20 protein-coding genes and 1 tRNA gene are annotated in these 17091 nt (G+C 64.5%); 9 read left to right on the top strand and 12 right to left on the bottom strand.

Features of this window, described 5'->3' with window-relative positions; genetic code table 11:
* The first annotated feature begins 91 nt into the window (after positions 1–91).
* From F3H13_RS14170 to F3H13_RS14145, 6 genes are all read left to right on the top strand, one after another.
* Entirely contained in the window at positions 92–1894 is a 1803-nt protein-coding gene (locus tag F3H13_RS14170) for a COG1361 S-layer family protein (RefSeq protein WP_149799651.1), read from the top strand.
* Entirely contained in the window at positions 1895–4498 is a 2604-nt protein-coding gene (locus F3H13_RS14165) for an efflux RND transporter permease subunit (RefSeq protein ID WP_149799650.1), read from the top strand.
* 27 nt (positions 4499–4525) lie between these two features.
* Positions 4526–4598, top strand: a tRNA-Arg gene (locus F3H13_RS14160).
* 180 nt (positions 4599–4778) lie between these two features.
* Complete coding sequence (locus F3H13_RS14155) at positions 4779–5021, top strand: DUF7563 family protein (RefSeq protein ID WP_006114624.1); 243 nt, start codon at positions 4779–4781, stop codon at positions 5019–5021.
* A 112-nt stretch (positions 5022–5133) separates the two neighbouring features.
* Positions 5134–5439 carry a hypothetical protein gene (locus F3H13_RS14150; RefSeq protein ID WP_149799649.1) on the top strand — a complete coding sequence of 102 codons (306 nt, stop codon included), beginning with the start codon at positions 5134–5136 and terminating at the stop codon, positions 5437–5439.
* Positions 5440–5545: 106 nt separating this feature from the next.
* A complete protein-coding gene (locus tag F3H13_RS14145; RefSeq protein WP_149799648.1) occupies positions 5546–7162 on the top strand; it encodes a DUF7845 domain-containing protein in 1617 nt (538 codons plus the stop codon).
* Positions 7163–7426: 264 nt separating this feature from the next.
* On the opposite strand, the gene F3H13_RS14140 is transcribed toward F3H13_RS14145, so the two are convergent.
* From F3H13_RS14140 to F3H13_RS14095, 10 genes are all read right to left on the bottom strand, one after another.
* Entirely contained in the window at positions 7427–8341 is a 915-nt protein-coding gene (locus tag F3H13_RS14140) for a hypothetical protein (protein ID WP_149799647.1), read from the bottom strand.
* Positions 8342–8429: 88 nt separating this feature from the next.
* Positions 8430–8828 carry a hypothetical protein gene (locus tag F3H13_RS14135; protein WP_149799646.1) on the bottom strand — a complete coding sequence of 133 codons (399 nt, stop codon included), beginning with the start codon at positions 8826–8828 and terminating at the stop codon, positions 8430–8432.
* 189 nt (positions 8829–9017) lie between these two features.
* Positions 9018–10109, bottom strand: a complete 1092-nt coding sequence (locus F3H13_RS14130; RefSeq protein WP_149799645.1) for a hypothetical protein — start codon at positions 10107–10109, stop codon at positions 9018–9020.
* Positions 10099–10869 carry a hypothetical protein gene (locus F3H13_RS14125; protein ID WP_223174430.1) on the bottom strand — a complete coding sequence of 257 codons (771 nt, stop codon included), beginning with the start codon at positions 10867–10869 and terminating at the stop codon, positions 10099–10101. Before F3H13_RS14125 ends, F3H13_RS14130 begins: the two co-directional genes overlap by 11 nt.
* On the bottom strand, positions 10866–11405 hold the full coding sequence (locus F3H13_RS14120; protein ID WP_149799644.1) for a hypothetical protein: 540 nt from the start codon (positions 11403–11405) through the stop codon (positions 10866–10868). The genes F3H13_RS14125 and F3H13_RS14120 overlap by 4 nt, the downstream gene beginning before the upstream one ends.
* Before the next feature lie 32 nt (positions 11406–11437).
* Positions 11438–11617, bottom strand: coding sequence for a hypothetical protein (locus tag F3H13_RS14115; protein WP_149799643.1), 180 nt, complete (start codon positions 11615–11617; stop codon positions 11438–11440).
* A gap of 1 nt (position 11618) precedes the next feature.
* Positions 11619–13340, bottom strand: a complete 1722-nt coding sequence (locus tag F3H13_RS14110; RefSeq protein ID WP_149799642.1) for a hypothetical protein — start codon at positions 13338–13340, stop codon at positions 11619–11621.
* 51 nt (positions 13341–13391) lie between these two features.
* Positions 13392–13928, bottom strand: coding sequence for a hypothetical protein (locus F3H13_RS14105; RefSeq protein WP_149799641.1), 537 nt, complete (start codon positions 13926–13928; stop codon positions 13392–13394).
* Positions 13928–14188, bottom strand: coding sequence for a DUF378 domain-containing protein (locus F3H13_RS14100; protein ID WP_149799640.1), 261 nt, complete (start codon positions 14186–14188; stop codon positions 13928–13930). The genes F3H13_RS14105 and F3H13_RS14100 overlap by 1 nt, the downstream gene beginning before the upstream one ends.
* The gene (locus F3H13_RS14095; RefSeq protein ID WP_188128081.1) at positions 14185–14595 is read right to left on the bottom strand and encodes a hypothetical protein; all 411 of its coding nucleotides are present in this window, start codon (positions 14593–14595) and stop codon (positions 14185–14187) included. The genes F3H13_RS14100 and F3H13_RS14095 overlap by 4 nt, the downstream gene beginning before the upstream one ends.
* A gap of 113 nt (positions 14596–14708) precedes the next feature.
* Here F3H13_RS14095 and F3H13_RS14090 point away from each other — a divergent pair, with 113 nt between their 5' ends.
* Entirely contained in the window at positions 14709–14918 is a 210-nt protein-coding gene (locus F3H13_RS14090; RefSeq protein ID WP_007344673.1) for a hypothetical protein, read from the top strand.
* Between the two features lie 239 nt (positions 14919–15157).
* On the top strand, positions 15158–15415 hold the full coding sequence (locus F3H13_RS16675; protein ID WP_149799639.1) for a DUF7386 family protein: 258 nt from the start codon (positions 15158–15160) through the stop codon (positions 15413–15415).
* A 49-nt stretch (positions 15416–15464) separates the two neighbouring features.
* On the opposite strand, the gene F3H13_RS14080 is transcribed toward F3H13_RS16675, so the two are convergent.
* Positions 15465–15887, bottom strand: a complete 423-nt coding sequence (locus F3H13_RS14080; RefSeq protein WP_149799638.1) for a type IV pilin — start codon at positions 15885–15887, stop codon at positions 15465–15467.
* 202 nt (positions 15888–16089) lie between these two features.
* Here F3H13_RS14080 and F3H13_RS14075 point away from each other — a divergent pair, with 202 nt between their 5' ends.
* Positions 16090–16866 (top strand): hypothetical protein, encoded by a 777-nt coding sequence (locus tag F3H13_RS14075; RefSeq protein ID WP_149799637.1) that lies wholly within the window; start codon positions 16090–16092, stop codon positions 16864–16866.
* Positions 16867–16880: 14 nt separating this feature from the next.
* On the opposite strand, the gene F3H13_RS16425 is transcribed toward F3H13_RS14075, so the two are convergent.
* Positions 16881–17091 (bottom strand): ArsR family transcriptional regulator (locus tag F3H13_RS16425; protein ID WP_149799636.1); only part of this gene is annotated, 211 nt, incomplete at its 5' end.

Below are 17091 nucleotides of genomic sequence, written 5' to 3'. Positions count from 1 at the left end.
GCTCATCTATATTTATACGAAAACAGATACGTTGTTGCCGTAGGTTCCCGAAGGGTATTACGTCGCAGTCCCGTACCCGTTCGCAACCAAAATGAGTCGAATCCGGACGGTCGCCGTCCTCCTCCTCGTTGCGTCGCTCCTCGCGACCGGGACGGTGGTCGCGCAGCAGGCCAACGACACGGTGCGCGGCGATCCGGACATCGAGGCGTTCGCGCCGGAGACCGCGTTCGTCCCCGGCGAGGAGTCGACCCTCCAGGTGAGCCTGAACAACCGCGGCGACATCGACGCGCAGGGGGCCGACAACCTCGAGAGCGAGGTGGTGACCGCCCACGAGACGACGGCGCGGATCCTCACGGGCGACGCGGCGAACCGCGAGGTTCCCTTCGACGTGCGGACCGGCGAGCAGACGGTCGGCGACGTCGCGCGCGGCGTCACCGGACCGATCGAGTTCACGGTCGTCCCCGACGAGGACGCCGAGCCGGGCGTCTACCGCGTCCCGATCGAACTGGAGTACCGGAACGTCGAGCGCGCCGAGGTCGACGACGGCTCCACCGTCCGCGACGAGGAGATCGTCACCGAGACCGTCTACGTCTCCGTGGAGATCACGGACCGCGCGCAGTTCGCGGTCGTCGACGTCGACGGCGCCGTCCAAGCCGGCGACAACGGCCTCGTCGACGTGACGCTGCGGAACGTCCGGAACGAGACCGCCCGTGAGGCCAGCGTGGCGGCGAACCCGATCGACCCGGACCTCTCCTTCGCCACCGACGCGGGCACGACCGAAACGTACGTCGGCGCGTGGGAACCGGGCGAGAACCGCACGTTCACCTACCGGCTGGCGGCCGCGGGCGAGGCCACCGCGCGGGCGTCGACGCTGGAGTTCGAGGTCGACTACCGCGACGCCGAGCGCGCCGACGCCGCCGCGCGGACGGTCCGGACGGGCGTGACGCCGCTCTCGCGGCAGGCGTTCATCGCCGAGGGACTAAACAGCACGCTGCGGGTCGGCGAGGACGGCTCCTTCACCGTCGAGGTCCGCAACCGCGGCCCCCGCGACATCGAGGACGCGGTCGTCGTGTTCAGCAACGAAGCGCCCGCCCCCGACGGCGTGGGACAGGAGACGGTCCAGTCCGACCCGAACATCGTCCCCCGCTCGACGCGGGACACGATCGGCGACCTCGCGGTCGGCGAGACGGCCACCGCGACGTTCGACGCCGGTCTCCGGACGGACGCGAACCCCGGCGAGCGGACGGTCAACGTGGCGGTCCGCTACCGCGGGATCGGCACCGACGAGGGGGTGAGCGCGAACAAGGGCGACGACGGGACCGTTTCGCTCGTCTCGACGTCGTCGGCCGGCGACGTCATCGTCTCCGACACGCTCGACGTCGTCGTCGACGTCGCGCCCGAGGCGGACGTGTTCTCGGTGTCGCCCGCCGAGCCGAACGCGACCGACCCGTCGTCGGTGACGCCGGGGTCGACGGTCAGGTACGACGCGGTCGTCCGTAACACCGGGCCCGACCCGATCTCGAACGTTCAGGCGAAGCTGTTCGTCGACTCGCCGCTCTCCTCGTCGGACGACGAGGCGTTCGTCACCTCGCTCGACCCGGGGGAGGAGACGACCGTCACCTTCGAGGTCGAGGTCGCGGGCGGCGCGACGCCGAAGACGTACGCGGCCGCGGTCGACTTCCGGTACGACGACGCCGACGGCGACGAACAGCTCTCCGACACCTACCGTCTCCCGGTCGAGGTGGTCGAAGACGACGAGAACGGGGCGCTCTCCTCGCCGCTCGGGATCGTCGCCCTGCTCGGCGTTGTCGCGGTCGGCGGCGCCTTGGTTTGGCAGCGCGGCCGGGTGAGCGGAGCGATCTCCGGGCTCCGCAGCCGACTCCGATCCCGATAGATGGACCCCGTCTCCCGGCTGTTCGGCGCGATCACCGACCGAGTCATCGAGCAGCCGCGCCGGGTCGTGATCGCCTGTCTCCTCGTCACCGCCCTGTTCGCGCCCGGCATGGCGCTTCTGGAGGCGAGCGCCGGCAGCGACCAGTTCACGGACGGGATCGAGGAGGCGGACGCGCTCGACCGCGTGAACGAGCGCTTCGAGCCCGCGTTCGGCGGCGACGACCCCACGACACAGCTGATCCAGCGCGACGTCAACGTGCTCGACCGCCGGGGGCTGCTCGACATGTTGGCGACCGCCGAACGACTCAACGAGCGCGACGAGCTGCGGGTGACGGACTTCTCCGCGGCGGCGATGGACGTCGCGGCCGAGCTCGACGAGGACGCCGACACCCCCGCGGCGGCCCGCGACGCGATCGAGCGCGCCAGCGACGGCGAGATCGACGACGCGGTCGAGGCCGCGGCCGAGGACCCCGGCTTCGCGACGCTGCTCTCCGACGACTTCAACCGCGAGTCCGGGACGGCCTCCGCGGCACTCGGCGTCGTCTCCCACTCGTTCCCGGCCTCGGCCGACACGCAGGCGGTCCAGAGCGAGGCGCAGACGATCGCCGCGGACGCCCCCGGCGACGTCACCGCGTTCGGGAGCGGCATCGTCGACGACGAGTTCGAGCGCGTCATCTTCGACTCGCTGTCGATCGTCGTCCCCGCGGCGCTCGCGGTCATCCTCGGCCTGCTCGCGTACGCCTATCGCGACCCGTTCGACTTCGTCCTCGGCGGGATCGCGCTGCTGATGACGGTCGTGTGGACCTTCGGCTTCACGGGGTACGCCGGGATCGCCTTCTCGGAGGTGCTGATCGCGGTGCCCGTCCTCCTTTTAGCGATCGGGATCGACTTCGGGATCCACACGGTGAACCGCTACCGCGAGGACCGCGCCGCGGGCGCGCCGCCCGAGACGGCGATGCGCGGGGCGCTCGGCCAGCTCGTGGTGGCGTACTCGATCATCGCCGGGACGACGATCATCGGCTTCCTCGCGAACCTCACCAGCTCGCTGCCGCCGCTCCGGGAGTTCGGCGTCGTCGCCGGGCTCGGTATCTGTTTCACCCTCGTCATCTTCGTCGGCTTCCTCCCGGCCGCCAAGCTGGTCGTCGACCGCTGGCGCGCCGAGCGCTCGCTGCCCGCGTTTGGGTCGCGCCCCCTCGGCTCCGAGGACTCCGCCCTCGGGCGGCTCCTCCCCAAACTGTCCGCGATCTCGCGGCCCGCGCCCGCCGCGTTCCTCGTGGTCGTCCTGCTCATCACCGCCGGCGCCGCGGGCTACGGCGCGGGCGTCGACACGACGTTCGAAGACGACGACTTCCTGCCGCCGAGCGAGGAGCCGGCGTACATCGACTACTTCCCCGGCCCGCTCCAGCCCGGCGAGTACACCGCGACGGAGACGATCAACTTCCTCTCCGACAACTTCGCCACGAGCGAGGACGACACCGTGACCATCTACGTGGAGCGGCGCATGACCAGCGACGCCGCCCTGCGCAGCCTCGCGCGTGCCGAGCGCGACCCGCCCGACACGTTCGTCACGGTCGACGGCCGGGCCAGCGCCGACAGCGTCCAGAGCGCGATCGACGCGTACGCCGACGAGAATCCCGAGTTCGAACAGCTCGTCGAGGACTCCTCGCTCGACGAGGGGCGCCCGAACCGAAATCTCGACCGGATCTACGCCGAGCTGCGCGACTCGGGCTACGACGACTTCACCGGCGAGTACCTCGCGGACGACAGCCGGTCGACCCGGATCGTGTACGCCGTCGAGTCCGACGCCAGCGACGCCGAGATCACCGCCGACGCCCGGCGCGTGGCCGACCGCTACCGCGGGGACGCGACCGCGACCGGCCAGATCGTCGTGTTCCAGGCGGTCGCCGACACGATCTTCGACTCCGCGATCGTCTCGCTGGCGGCCGCGCTCGGGCTCTCTGCGGTGTTCCTCGTCATCTTGTTCTGGCTGCTGCTCGGCAGCCCGACGCTCGGGCTCGTCACGCTCGTCCCGGTGACGGTCGCCGTCGCGACGCTCACCGCCACGATGCGGCTCGCGGGTATCCCATTTAACGCGATCACCGCAACGATCCTCGCGATCACCATCGGGCTCGGGGTGGACTACACCGTCCACGTCGCGCACCGCTTCCACGACGAGTACGCCCGCGGGGGCGACGTCGACGCTGCGGTGGTCACCACGCTCCGCGGGACGGGCGGCGCGCTCACCGGCACGTGGGCGACGACCGCGCTCGGCACGGGCGTGCTCGTCTTAGCCATCACGCCGATCCTCGGCCAGTTCGGACTGCTCACGGCCGCCAGCATCACGCTCGCGTATCTGGCGTCGCTCATCGTGTTGCCCCCGGCGCTCGTCGTCTGGGTCGCCGTCGTCGAGCGCCGCCCCGGACTGCTGTTCGTCGGGCGCCTGCTCGCCGCCGCCGACGTGATCTCGACGAGCGAGGACGACGCGGCCGACCGGGCCCGGACCGACGGCGGAACAGCCGAGGCAGGCGTCGCCGACGGCTCCAGCAGGTTCGAGTGGCAGACCGACCTTCGATCGTCGGACGACGACCCGAGTCAGAAGCGTTAAACGCTCGCCGCGGGTACCGGCTCGTGAGGGCGCGTAGCTCAGCGGACAGAGCACTTGGTTCCGGACCAAGATGCCGCGGGTTCAAATCCCGTCGCGCCCGCTTACTCACGAACCGTTTCACGACTAATGCTAATTCTACCGTAGCGACTCGCTACGCAACGGAATCGGACGAATCGGTTCCGTCTAAACCCGGTCCTGAAATCGGGTTGAATACGTCACCGATCGCGACCCCCTCGCGTCGGCCGATCGACCCGACCAACTTCGGGGTGATCTCCGGATGATGGACCTCCGGGTTGAGCCGGACGAGTCCGGGGTCTGTCTGGAGTGCGGGTCGCACCTCCCGCCGCGGTTCGGTCGGGTTCACGGCGACGACGACGATCGCGCTCACCGGTGCCCCGAGTGCGACTCGTGGGTGCGGATCTGCGAGGGGAGCGCGGCCGGGAAAGACGTCGACACGCCGGACCCGCAGACGAGCCCCGCCCGCAACGCCGGCGAGCCGTGGAACGGAGGGCTGTCGGGATGAGCCCGTTCGTCCGCGCGAGCCGGCTGTACGACCCGGAACAGGGTCCGCGGTCGCACGTCCTCGACGCTGCCCGGCTCCGATGGGAACGCGACGCCGAACGGGGGCGGTTGGCGTGAGTCGCGACCGGTACGGCGAGGTCGCCGCGATCTTCACGTCGCACGGCGTTCTCGATGCGACGACGACGATCCTCGCGGCCCGAACGGTCGGTCCGAGTGCCGAGGCGAACCCGATCGTCCGCGAGTTGCTCACGATGGGCGAGCTGCCCGCGGCGATCGCGATGCTCGCGGTCGTCGGCTTGTGTTGCGGTGCGTGGCCGGTCGCCGCCGACGCCCTGGAGGCGCCCGAGTGGATCGGGCTCGGGGTCGCGACGGTCGGCGCCGCGGTCGCCGCGGTGAACTTGGTGGTGGTGTTCGCGTGAGGCGCTCCTGTGAGACGTGCGGCTGCGAGCGCCCCTCGGTCCGTGTCCGGATCGACGGGCGGACCGAGTGCGCCGGCTGCTACCTCAACCGCGCGGAGAGCTCGCGATGAAAGCCGTCGAGACGGCCCCGCACGAGTACATGGCGAACTACGTGTACTCCGGGCTCGGGGCATGGTTCGGCGCCGCACGGCTCGTCGACGCGACCGGGAGCCGGCGCGGGAGCTTCACTCTCGACGGCGAGAAGTGGCGCGTCACGCTCTCCTACCAAGAGTCCGGGCTCGCCCCGCCCGAGGGCGGCGAGACGCCGGACGGGACGCGCGTCGACTTCGACACGCTCCGGGAGTTCCGGCTGAACGCGGTCGCCGACGACGAGGTCGGCGAGCGGAAGGTGAAGGCGCTCATCCAGCCGCGCTGGCACGGGCTCCAATCGAAGGAAGGGGGTTCAGTCGCGCGGCCGATGTGGGATCTCGGCGACGCGGTGAACATCCGGGTGAACGCATCGAACGTCGAGTTCGACCAGGTGGAGTCGGTCATCCAGCGGGCCGCGGGCGCGGTGACGCTCGATCCGATGTACTTCGAGAGCCGCAACGACGAGTACAGCGTCGTGATCGACGCGGCGCGGTACGTCCGGATCGACCGGGACGTGTGCGGGGCGATTCATTCCCGCGAGGGCCCGCTCGCGCGGATGGGTCACCTGCTCGAAAGCGATCGCTCGGGGTACCGGAAGGTCGTTCAGGACGACACCGAGCGGGCCGGGTACTACCACACGGTGACGCTCGGGCCGAAGCGGATCCGCGAGGCGTTCCCCGACCACCGGATTCCGAAGGAGTTCAAGCACTACTACGCGCGAAACGCCGAGTCGCTCCCTGACGAACACCCGCTTGCGCACCCGAAGCTCGAAGCGTCGTACCAGTCGAGCCGGTGGGACGAAACGCTCCGGCCGGTCGACCACGCGGAGATCGCCGACGAGCTCGAAGAGGCGATCCTCGCGACGCTGAACGAGTCGGGGCTTCCCACCCAACCGCTCGACGACGACGGCCCGGGCGGCGGGCGCACGTTCGTCGAAGATACGTACTTCGAGGCGGAGACGGTCGACCGGTCGCGGGTACTCCCGCTGAACTTAGAGCGGGTCGAGAGCGACCAGCGTAACGTAGTCGTTCGCCAGCTCGCGGACGGCCTCTCGCCGGTCGAGTGGGACTCGCTGAAGACGCTCGTCGCGGACGGTGGCGACGTGTCGCCGGCGGAGATCGCGGACGAACACGACTGGCATCCCGATAGCGTCCGTCGGGGACTCCGGCGGATCGAGGACATGGTCGTTCGCGAGAAAGGATCCGTCGCGTTGCGGTCGCACCACGTCGCGGAGCAGGTCGTTGAGGCGCTCGACGCGGCGCGTGAGGGCGTCCGGAACGCAATGGGGGCCGCGGCGAACGCGGTTCAAAACGCCGAGCGTGCGTCTCTCGACGAGCGTACGGACGAACTGATCGCGTTCTGCCAAGCGAACGGGATTCACATCGACGAGCGCGAGGCGCACCTCCGGGTACGGATGGGGAACCTCGCGGGCGAGTCGTGGTCGGAGCTGGTGACGCGGCTCAAGCGGTACTGGGTCGGTGCGGGTCGCGATCCGGAGCGACTGAAAGAAGCGGTCTCGCACTACCGCGACGCATCTGGTCCGAAGATCCGGCCGGTGCGGAGTGCGTGGGGGAAGGGTCAGACGCTCCGGTAGCGCGGCCCCTCGTGAGTGGCAACACTATCCAGATCCTCTTTTTGCGGCCGTTTTCGCCTCGATCGACCCCTCCGACCGGCGGGTCCGTGACGATCTCGACCGCAACACAAACGCGATCTCGGTCTCGACGAGCTGCTCGTCGACGCCAAACCGACGCCGGGGGGTCGGTTGGCGGTTAGAGGTGTGGCTAAGGCCACACAGCTAAGGTACCACCTCCCCTTTCGCGAGATCGGCCGCGCGCCGCAAGCGGCGCGCTCGAAATCATTACTCTATCTCGTAGACTTTCAGCAATAGAACATAGTACGACAAATGCATCATGGCTCTCGAAAGTGGTTGAAAACGATCGGCTTCTAATGGATTTGGAGCGTGCGGGCCGTTCGATTCTCCAAAAAAGTGATTCAGTTGATGCCTTATTACCACTAGTAACCTAATGTAGCCTTCTGGCGACTTCTCTTTATCATAAAACTCAAAGAATTCCAATAGCTCCTCACCAACAGTTTCCATAACGGCCTCAAACGAGGTTTTAGCCGCATCTAGCAGTTCTTTTGAATCCAAAAACTGACTCTCAACGTTTTTGTGTGACTCCGCATACAAACCTTCAATTACCATATAGCAATTTGTGTATGAGTTGATGTAATCTCCTTCATCAAAGAGACGCTTACCACGACGGAAGAATGAAAGAGGAACACTAAGACTCTTGACGTTACCCCAGTTGATTTTGTTTAGATCAAAAGTCCACTCTTTTGGAATCAGTGGGTACTCTTCTTCAATATGGTGATTAAGAATATCTAGATCTTCTTTCTCTGAGTCTGACTCCGGTATATATTCCACCTCTGGGAATCTCCACTCTACTTCATGGATTCCATGAAGGCCACCAAATGATTCAATCGCTTGTAATGTTTCCCTCGCATCATTTGTAACCTCTTCAGGCGTTCCTATTTTCAACTTAGAGTTTTCTCCATCGGATTTGGCTGGTTCCACCTTTGTGCGTTGAATTAACTTTCTCTTTTCTTCTTCAGATAATTTTCTCACAATAACAACGCCTTCTACAGTAACCTCCAGATTTTCATGATCAGATTCCCTAAATGTGAAATACCCCTCCCAATCCCCTATCTGGAACTGATTCTCTTTTATATCGACTACAACGGATTCAACATCGGCATTGTATCTTATTTTCATATACGTGAAAATGTAAGCCGGACAAGTCAATGTTGTCGTATAGCATACTATCCCCGTTCGGAAGCTGAGAAATTTGTATATAATAATTTCACGGCCGGACCCACTTCGCTGGGATCTGTGCCTCCCGTGAGTGACTCCGATAGTGTGTCTCACCGGGGTTCGTCCAGTTCGTGATCTCTAAGTCCCGAGCGCGGACCGTGCGCGACGACACGACCGTTATCTCTCTCCCTTCCGCTCGGTACCACACGAGCGCGTACCCGCCGTCAGCGTCCGCGAGCGTCTCGTGCTGGTCCTCCCAGAACTTGAACGTCGGTCGAACGCCGTTCGTCATCGACCCCTTCACGTCCCACGGGCGGCCGTCATCGTCGGTCGCGTCGAACTTGAGTCCGTCAACGACCGGATAGTCGAGCGTCAGCGGGTAGCGGTCCGTCGCCCACAGCTCGACGAGCTTCCCGTACCGACCGACGATCGCCGGGTCGTAGCTCACGGCGACCCTCGTTTGGGTTGCGGTTGCTCGCCGCGCCGATCGGCGTCGACGAACGAATTTCGACCGAACCCCGGCCGCGCGGCCCCCCGCGGATTCGGACCCTCCGCCCGGATCGCACGCGTATAAACAGAGGTATGCGCCGGGGCGGGCGGCTGAATGAACGCGTGAATCCCCGCCGCGTCTGTCGATTCACGCGACCGCATCGTTCACTACCTCGCCGTGGTCGCCGTCCCTGTATTCAGCCATCCGGTCGGAGACCCACGCTGCGGAGTAGCCGACGAGATCGCCCGCATCGGCGTACGTCATACCGTGATTCTCGACCGCGCGGATCGCCTTGCTCACCGCTTCCTCGCGCCGGACGGAGTCGGCGTCGACGCCCTCGCTCTCGTCGTCCTCGTCGACGAGTTCGATCGCGAACTCGCTCGGCTCGTGTTCCGGGTAGTTCGCGGCCGTGTCGGTCAGGCCCTTGTAGTCGCTCCCCTCTTCCCAGTCATCCTTGCCGCCCTCGCTCTCCAAGAGGCGAGCGCGGCCGGGATCCGACCGCGAGGGCTTCTCGATCGCGAGCGACGCGACCCGGCGGATCGACTTCGCGGTTTTCGTCCGCGTGTGCCCGACGAGCAAGACGCTCCCGCGCTTCGGGTGCGGGCCGTGTTTGGACTCCTTCTTACGGATGAAGAGCAGCGAGTCCGAGAACTGCTCGGCCGCCTTGTTACCCGAGCCGAATCCCGAGAGTTCCTGCGCGATCTCGTCGAGGACCGCCAGCACCGGCCCCTCGATCTCCGCCATCGCTTCGAGCATCTCCCGGTCGGAACGCACCACGCGGTCGAAGCCGTCCCACGATGTGTTTCCGATGAGCGCGCCGCCGGTCCGGATCCGCCACGCCATCGCCACGTCGAGCGTCGTCGCGGTCTTGCCCGAGCCGGGCGCCCCGAACACGAGTCCGATCGCGCCCTCGTGCGCGAGTTCGCCGGCAGCGTCACGGTACAGGTCACCGCCCTCGCGTTCCTGTCCGGTGAGTCCGGTCGCGGACTTCATTTGTGAGACCGAACCGTGTCGCACCGCCTCGTCGATCGTCTCGGTCGCGGCGTTGGAAATGATGAGCTGGCCGATCCGCGTCTCCTCGATCGGCTCGTCGAGCAGCCCGTCGTAGTAGTTGAGGACCGCGAGCGTCCGGCGGTCGTCGACGAGCCCAGCGTACCCGCGGACGTGTTCGCCGGGATCCTCGCCCCGGAGCGCGCTCGCGAGTTCGGCCGCCGCGTACGCGCCGGTCTTATCGCTCATCGTCCACCTCCAGTGCCTCGGTCTCGTCGAGCAGCTCGAAGCCGATCGTGTCTCCGTGTCCGTTCCGCTCGGTGTCGATGTCGTCTCCCTTCATGCTCTGTGGTTTCAGATCGTCCGGTAGTTCCTCGTCGAGGACCGCCGAGACGGTCGCGCCCTCGTCGTCGAACGACGGCGTGAGGGTCGGATCGAGGATCGCCTCTTGGTCCTTGAGCCGACGCTTGTCGAGCTTCCGCGCGATCGACCGGAGCCGGCGCTTGAGTCGCCGTGCCTCCTGTGCGTCGGGCTCGAACTCCTCGCGGAGCTCGGCGACCGCTTCGAGCGCGTCGACGACCTGGACCTCGCCGGCGAGCTGCGACCCGGCGACGGATTCCCGCCAGTTCGCGACGGCGACGTTGTCCTCGGGACGGTACTCGCGACACTCGTAGACGCGCTTCGCGACGGGCCACTCGAAGAGGCTCCCGGCGTGGACGTCCATGTCCGCGAACTGGTCCTCGCTGAGTTCGTAGACGGCACCGCCGGTGTCGTCGTTCGCCTCGAACGCGACGAGATAGATCCCCTCTTCTTCGGGAAGTAGATCGACCACGTAGCCGCCGGCGACGTACCCACCGATCGCGATCGCGACCGCAGCGGTCGCGACGACGCCGGCGCCGTCGATCTCCCACGGGTAGGGATACCGACCGCGCTCGGCACCGGCGATGAACAGCAACACAAGCCCACCGGCGAGAATCGGTCGGTCGCGGGCTGCTTTGACCGGATTCATAGCACCCTCTCGACCGACTTCTCTTCATCCTCGCGGCGGTTCTTGACCACGCGGAAGGTGAGACCGGCGCCGCCGATACCCGACAGGAGAATGAGGATCTGGGCTCGCTCGTAACTGATTGGCGGGCGGTTCGGCGTCGTCTGCCCCGTCGAAACGTACGCGAACCGGTTGTTTTCGATGCTGCCCGGCGTGGTCATGGTGACGGCCGCCTGCCCGGCGCGGAGCGGGACCGAGACGAACACCTCGGTCTGTCCCTCCGGGAGCCGATGCTGGTAGATCCGACCGGAGCCGGAGCCCTCGCCGAACTGAACTGCCTCGGTGAGCGTGATTCGCGTCGACTCGTCGGTCTCGAATAGCAGCGTGAAGCCTTCGCGGTCGCGGTGGTACTCCCACTCGACGAGTCGGGCGTGGGCGTCGATCTCCTGGGCGTACGTCTCGGGCTCGCCGACGTCGACGGACGTGTTCGTCTCTAAGCCGGGACCGCCGTCGTCCTGCGCGGCGGCGCCGCCGACCGCAACACAAGCTGCGAGGCTCACCGCAACACAAAAAATCAGGATACGGCGCACGGTCAGACCCCCGGAATGAACGACCGAATCGTCGTTTCGAACCAGTTCACCGCGAGCCCGACGGGGTCGTAGCCGAGCGCGACCATGCCGATTCCGACGACGACGATCGCGAACGCGAGTTTTAGGATCGGCTCGATCGCGAAACTGGCGATCGACAGGTACGGGGCGAGCGGGTTGATCATGTCAGGATTCCCCCTCTCCGAAGAGTGCGTACACGACTCCGGCCCCGCCGACGACGGCGGCGATGAGCCCTAAGTCGGGCGACTCTCCCTCAAAGAAGCCGCCGCCGGCGCCGCCGGTGTTCTGTGACTGCTCGTACTTGTCGATCAGCTCCTGGTTCTGCTCTTCGAGCTGGTTCCACTCGTCTTGCGTGATATAGTTCGAATCGGTCTGCGGCTCCGACGACTCGAACGACGACGAGGACACCTCCTCGCCGGTTTCCTTGTTCTCTAGCTTGTCTACTGTGAACTCTTTGGATATCTGTAGCGTCTCGTACTGAGTCGCGTCGTCTGCGGACTCGTAGGACACCGAGTCGACCTCGGTAATCGCCGTCTCTAGCTCGCCGCTCGCGTCGTAGCTCCATGACCCGCCCGAATCGGTCTCGGAGAAATCTGACGCCGGAACCGAGACCGTCTCTCCGGCCGTCGTTGTGACGTTGTAAACCGTCCCCTCGTAGGGCTGGCTGGTCAGGGTGATTGTTCCGCCGTCTACCCCGGACTCGTATCCATCCCACGAACCGGAGAGTTGGCTTACGTCCGCGGTGAAATACACGTCACCGGCGAACGTGGACGGGTCGTAAGTGGTTCCGGACTCGATCGGTCCGTCCGATTCGTCCGTGAGCCCGATAGTGCCGGAGAGCGTTGCTCCCGTCTCCGTGATTGTGATAGTTGCCTCCCGCTCCGGGTCGATCGGGATATTCAGCGCCGCGAGGTCCGCGATCGCACTCGCCTGCGTCTCATCCTCGGAGAGCATTTCAGCCCGGACGCTCGGGGTGATCAAAGACGAGATCTCGATATCTCCCGTCTGAACCTGCCCGTACACGTTCGTCACCCACGTCGAGATGCCGTCCCGGACGTTTTGGAACGTGGTATCCATCTCGGACCAGATTTCCGTCCACGTGTCGCTATTGAGGTAGGAGACGGAGCTTCCGTCGTAGGACGCACCAGCTGTCACGGGCCGAGAATTCTTGTCCATGTTGAACGCGAATCCGTCATCCTCCAGCGGGGAATACTCTATATTCCCCTCCACAGGGTCAGAGCGTGACATCCAGACGGATAGGACGGTGATGGTGCTACCATCGGGCAGGGAGTGTTCAAACGGCCCGGAAGTCCGATCATTAGAGTCGCCGGCGGTAGGGAACTCTAGGGTACTGCCGAAGAAATTTAGCGCGTCAGAATACGCTAAGTCAGGGTGGTCATCGAGGCTGTTTTTCACCGCCTCCAGCTCGTTTATCGACTCATTCCACGTCTTGAGCAGGTTCTTTCGAACGGTCGTCTCGTAGGTGTCGATCGCCCCATTCGCGGCATCGAGAACGTCCGACTCAGTAGCGCCGTCGTTCAGCTGCTCGATGGCGGCGATCTTCGCCTGCGTGTACGCGTTGTTTTCGACACCATCGAGGATATTTCTGTTATCCACTATCGTACTCGCATTAGTCGATTTGCGAGTTCGAACGATTTGGTAAACTTGCTGTTTCAACGCGTCAGCCGTCAGCCCTTCGGGAGGGTCGTCAGATCCGAGTAATTCCGTTTCCCGGAGCGCCCAACCGAGCGCGATAGGCCCGCCGACGACTGTCGTCGCCGCGATCGTCCCCACGTCCTTCCAGTCGATCGCCGCCGCCGGCGCCGCGGTCGAACCGACTGCGCCTATTCCTGCCGCGGCACCGATCCCGACGGCTGTCGCTCGCATTACCCCCCGTCGGGTGTAGCCTTCGGAATCCGGTTGTGTTGCGGTCATGCGTTAGTCCTCGCGAGTGACGAAGTAGCCGGCGCCGAGCAGCAGGGCAACCCCGACAGCGAGGGTGCCGGTATCGCCGTCACCGAGGCCGCCGCCGGCACCGCCACTCGTCCGCTGGAGCGTCCCCCAGTCGGTCGACGCGATTAGGTCCGCGTCGTCGGCCGTCTCGACGGTCGCGGTAAATCGCAGCTCGTCGAAGTCCCGATCGGAGTCGGTAAGCGTGTAGTCGAAGCTCTTGGTCGCGCCGGCGTCGACGGAGATCGTCGTCTCGCCCAGCATAGTCCCGTTTCCGGCGGTCTCGTTCTCAGTGAGTCCTTCGACGGCGACGGTCACGTTCACGGGGCCGCTCCCGTTCATGTCGTCGACACCGGTCGCGTCGAGATAGATCGATTCGGTCTCGTTCGTCGGCGTCACCGGCTCGTCGACGAGCGTCGTCGAGTCGGACTGTGCCGCGACGCCGGAGAGACCGAGTCCGAGCCCGGCGACCAGTACGACGAGCGCGAGGGCGAGTCCGCCGATCGTGCTTGTGTTGCGGTTCATCAGCTATCCTCCCCGCGGAGAGAGTCGACGACGTCCGTCACGTCGTAGACGCCCAGGTGATCGGCGAGGGTGATCAGGCCGGCGACGGCGACGGCGCCGTAGACGACGGTCGCGGCAGTCGGCTCACCGAGCGCGGCGCCCAGCTCGTCGACGGCGTTGTAGTCGAAGAACTCCAGCAGCCCCCAGTTGACCGAGCCGATCGAGGTGAGGATCCAGATCACTCCCGCGATCGTGTCCTCCCCGTCCCAGATGGAACTCATAGCATCCACCCCAGAGCGAACTGCCCGGTCGTAACCGCGATCACGTAGAGGAGGCCCCACAGGTCGGAGCTTTGGAAGAAGCTGCCGACGGTGTCAGGGAGCGCGACGAACGCGATCGGAAGGACGAGCGTCCCCACGGCCGCGGCCATGTACCAGCCCTGAAGTCCCTGAATATCGTCCGAGAGGGACTGAAACTCGGTGTTGTCGTTCGTGAGGATGACCCCGACGATCGACGCGTAGCCGAGAATCCACGCGGTCGAGAGTCCGATCCCCCCGAGCGTGAACTGTGTCGCGGTAAAGTCCACGTCGAACAGCTGGAACGATGCGATACCGACGAGCATGAACGCCGAGGCGAGCCCCGCCACAACGAGGGCGGCGTCGACGGCGTCGAATTCCATTTTCGCCATGCGGGCGGCCGGGCCACGGTGATCCCCATATACTCCCGCATTCAGTACGGTCTACGGCCGTCACGTGTCACCTTGAGGTATCTTTAAGTGAACCACCGTGCCCGCGAGGGTCGATGGGATTCAAAAGTCTCGTCGACCGCGACGGCAGCGGAACCGTAACGATCGACAAGCAGCACCTCGAACTCGATGGATTAGTCGCCGACGACGGCTCGATCAAGGAGGCCGACGCTCACACGCAGCGCGTCGGTGAGCGCGCGTACCTGGTGCGCTTCCCCGAAGACGGCGAAGTACCGACGCTGTTGGAACTCGTGGGGCGAGCATGAAATCCGCCGGAAGGGGGTTCTCGACACGAACCCGTGGGGTCCGACGTGGATGTATTCACAATCCGCGATCTATGCACTTCGATCGGTGCGATCGGCGTGTGAGGTACATAAAAATCGCTTGTGTTGCGGGTGGTGGTCATCGGGATCGTGGTCGATCCATGGTTACCACTTCAACACGGACCGGTTCAATCACTCCAGAACGACGGGATCGCGACCCCCATACATACGATGTGGTATAAATGAGTCGTCGAACCAGTCTCAAGATCACCGACGAGCGCGAACGGCAGCTCGAAAAGGCGAGCGAAATTGTGGCGAGCGGTCCCGACGATGACCCACCGATGAGCGTCGTGATCGACGCCGCGCTCGCGCACTTGATTCAGTCGGAGGCTAATATCCGTGAAGCTCGTGACGAATTAGATCCAATGACGATCCAACGGTTCAATACTACCGTTTTGGGGTTACAATATAGAACGCAGGTAGTGTGTCTGTGGAGGTGAATAACGAATGTATGTTGTAAAAACGACGTTTTAGGCTCCTGAAGAAATTTCAGGGAGCCGGAACTTCTATTGTTGTTTCGTAGATCGCATTTCCAGAGGGATCATGGATGAGACGGAGCGTATACTCCCCCTCACTCTGGTCATGGGTAAGTGCCTCCGATCCACCGCTTTCCCAATCATTACCACTAAAACTAGCGGTAGAATCAGCTATACGATTTCCGTTGACCGACAGCGTAAGATCGTTGGTATCTAGGGTCTCTCCACCGGTTTTTACAATTGTCACCTCTGTCGCAGTCGTCTCATCAACAGAAAACGATGCCTGTGGCGCACTATCGCCTAACTGATCACCGAGTCCGAGAACGAACGTCCCGATAACGGCCGCCAGGATGACGGTGATTGCGACCATGAGTATGACGCCGATGACGGGACTCACAGCCCTGTCGTCCGCGTTGGATTGGTTGCGTGGTTTCATAGTTTGAACCCAGCGGCCACCGCTGAACGAGGTCTCGGGAACTCGGGCGACGCCGTTGACGCCGGAGATACCCTCGCACTCGTTCAGATCGGTTGCTGGTTACTTGTAAAGAGGTAGGACCGCCTTATGTACTTACTGGCATGAGTATCAGCAAAGAAAATTAGACGGATAGATTCAAACTTGCTGACGTATTCCTGTAAGTATGGAACCCACGGCGAAAGCCCTCTCCCGGACTTACAGCGATCGCGTGTATCCGGACCCGTGGGAGAAGGTCCTCGACTATCGCCGCGTCCGCGAGTACGCCGCCGAACACCCGAATGCCGGCCGTGTCCGTGTCGGGCGGGCGCTTAACCTCCCTCCCGGGCGTGTCCGTGGGTGGCTTAAAGATGCTGTCCCCGATCCGGTTCGAGGAATCAATACCGCGATCGACCACGGCTGGCTCGACCCTGAGCCCAAGAGCGAGATGGTCGCCGCGCTCGTTGAACTGCTCGCGCACGTCCTCGCCGGCGGGAGTATCCCTGCCGGGAACTACGTACCCGCGGTGACACCGGGAAAGCGAGTCCCCTCTCAGGAACTCCGCGATGCTTTTGAGCACGTCGGCGTCGAGACCCGCGCCCGAAACGCCGACACGACCAACCGGGCGACTGAGATCGTTCCTACCTGCGACGGGACAGTTCTCGGTCGGTGCCTCGTCGCAATGGGTGCACCAATGGGCGTGAAGACGTCGCTCGACCACCTCCCGGCGGTCGTGTGGGACGTTCCCCAGTCGGTTCGTCGGTCGTTCGCACGGATCTACGTTCGACACCGCGGGCTGAACTACGCCGACAAGTCCACGACACAAGTACAGGTCGAACGGCCGAAGTCGTTCATTACTGAACTCCGGGAGGTACTGGACGACGTACTAGATGAGCGCGTTACCACGGCCGACGCCGGTCTCACAATCTCGGCGGCTGCCGCCCGCGAACTCGGGGTTGAGTAGCGACGTGACCCACCTCACTCGTCTCCGAGGTCGCTAGCGTCGAGTTCGCCAGCGAGGTAGGCGCGACCACGATTAGTGATCCGAGTGTATCCCTGTGGATCGGTGTAGCGTTCCACGAGTCCTGCGTCCTCAAGCTTTGGAAGACGTCGATCGATCGTGGGGCGCGATACATTGTCGACGTTGAACGCGATCGCCCGTGGGGGAATCGCTATCCCACACTCATCG

Source organism: Halorubrum xinjiangense (genome assembly GCF_900102375.1).
Lineage (GTDB): Archaea > Halobacteriota > Halobacteria > Halobacteriales > Haloferacaceae > Halorubrum > Halorubrum xinjiangense.
The sequence above is the reverse complement of the archived record's forward strand: the minus strand, read 5'-3'. Positions and strand labels throughout refer to the sequence as shown.

What these genes read in the sequence shown, in the direction of transcription:
- F3H13_RS14170 (WP_149799651.1), top strand. Translation starts at nt 92, where the DNA reads ATGAGTCGAATCCGGACGGTCGCCGTCCTCCTCCTCGTTGCGTCGCTC.
- F3H13_RS14165 (WP_149799650.1), top strand. Translation starts at nt 1,895, where the DNA reads ATGGACCCCGTCTCCCGGCTGTTCGGCGCGATCACCGACCGAGTCATC.
- F3H13_RS14155 (WP_006114624.1), top strand. Translation starts at nt 4,779, where the DNA reads ATGGACCTCCGGGTTGAGCCGGACGAGTCCGGGGTCTGTCTGGAGTGC.
- F3H13_RS14145 (WP_149799648.1), top strand. Translation starts at nt 5,546, where the DNA reads ATGAAAGCCGTCGAGACGGCCCCGCACGAGTACATGGCGAACTACGTG.
- F3H13_RS14140 (WP_149799647.1), bottom strand. Translation starts at nt 8,341, where the DNA reads ATGAAAATAAGATACAATGCCGATGTTGAATCCGTTGTAGTCGATATA.
- F3H13_RS14130 (WP_149799645.1), bottom strand. Translation starts at nt 10,109, where the DNA reads ATGAGCGATAAGACCGGCGCGTACGCGGCGGCCGAACTCGCGAGCGCG.
- F3H13_RS14125 (WP_223174430.1), bottom strand. Translation starts at nt 10,869, where the DNA reads ATGAATCCGGTCAAAGCAGCCCGCGACCGACCGATTCTCGCCGGTGGG.
- F3H13_RS14115 (WP_149799643.1), bottom strand. Translation starts at nt 11,617, where the DNA reads ATGATCAACCCGCTCGCCCCGTACCTGTCGATCGCCAGTTTCGCGATC.
- F3H13_RS14110 (WP_149799642.1), bottom strand. Translation starts at nt 13,340, where the DNA reads ATGCGAGCGACAGCCGTCGGGATCGGTGCCGCGGCAGGAATAGGCGCA.
- F3H13_RS14105 (WP_149799641.1), bottom strand. Translation starts at nt 13,928, where the DNA reads ATGAACCGCAACACAAGCACGATCGGCGGACTCGCCCTCGCGCTCGTC.
- F3H13_RS14100 (WP_149799640.1), bottom strand. Translation starts at nt 14,188, where the DNA reads ATGAGTTCCATCTGGGACGGGGAGGACACGATCGCGGGAGTGATCTGG.
- F3H13_RS14095 (WP_188128081.1), bottom strand. Translation starts at nt 14,595, where the DNA reads ATGGCGAAAATGGAATTCGACGCCGTCGACGCCGCCCTCGTTGTGGCG.
- F3H13_RS14090 (WP_007344673.1), top strand. Translation starts at nt 14,709, where the DNA reads ATGGGATTCAAAAGTCTCGTCGACCGCGACGGCAGCGGAACCGTAACG.
- F3H13_RS16675 (WP_149799639.1), top strand. Translation starts at nt 15,158, where the DNA reads ATGAGTCGTCGAACCAGTCTCAAGATCACCGACGAGCGCGAACGGCAG.
- F3H13_RS14080 (WP_149799638.1), bottom strand. Translation starts at nt 15,887, where the DNA reads ATGAAACCACGCAACCAATCCAACGCGGACGACAGGGCTGTGAGTCCC.
- F3H13_RS14075 (WP_149799637.1), top strand. Translation starts at nt 16,090, where the DNA reads ATGGAACCCACGGCGAAAGCCCTCTCCCGGACTTACAGCGATCGCGTG.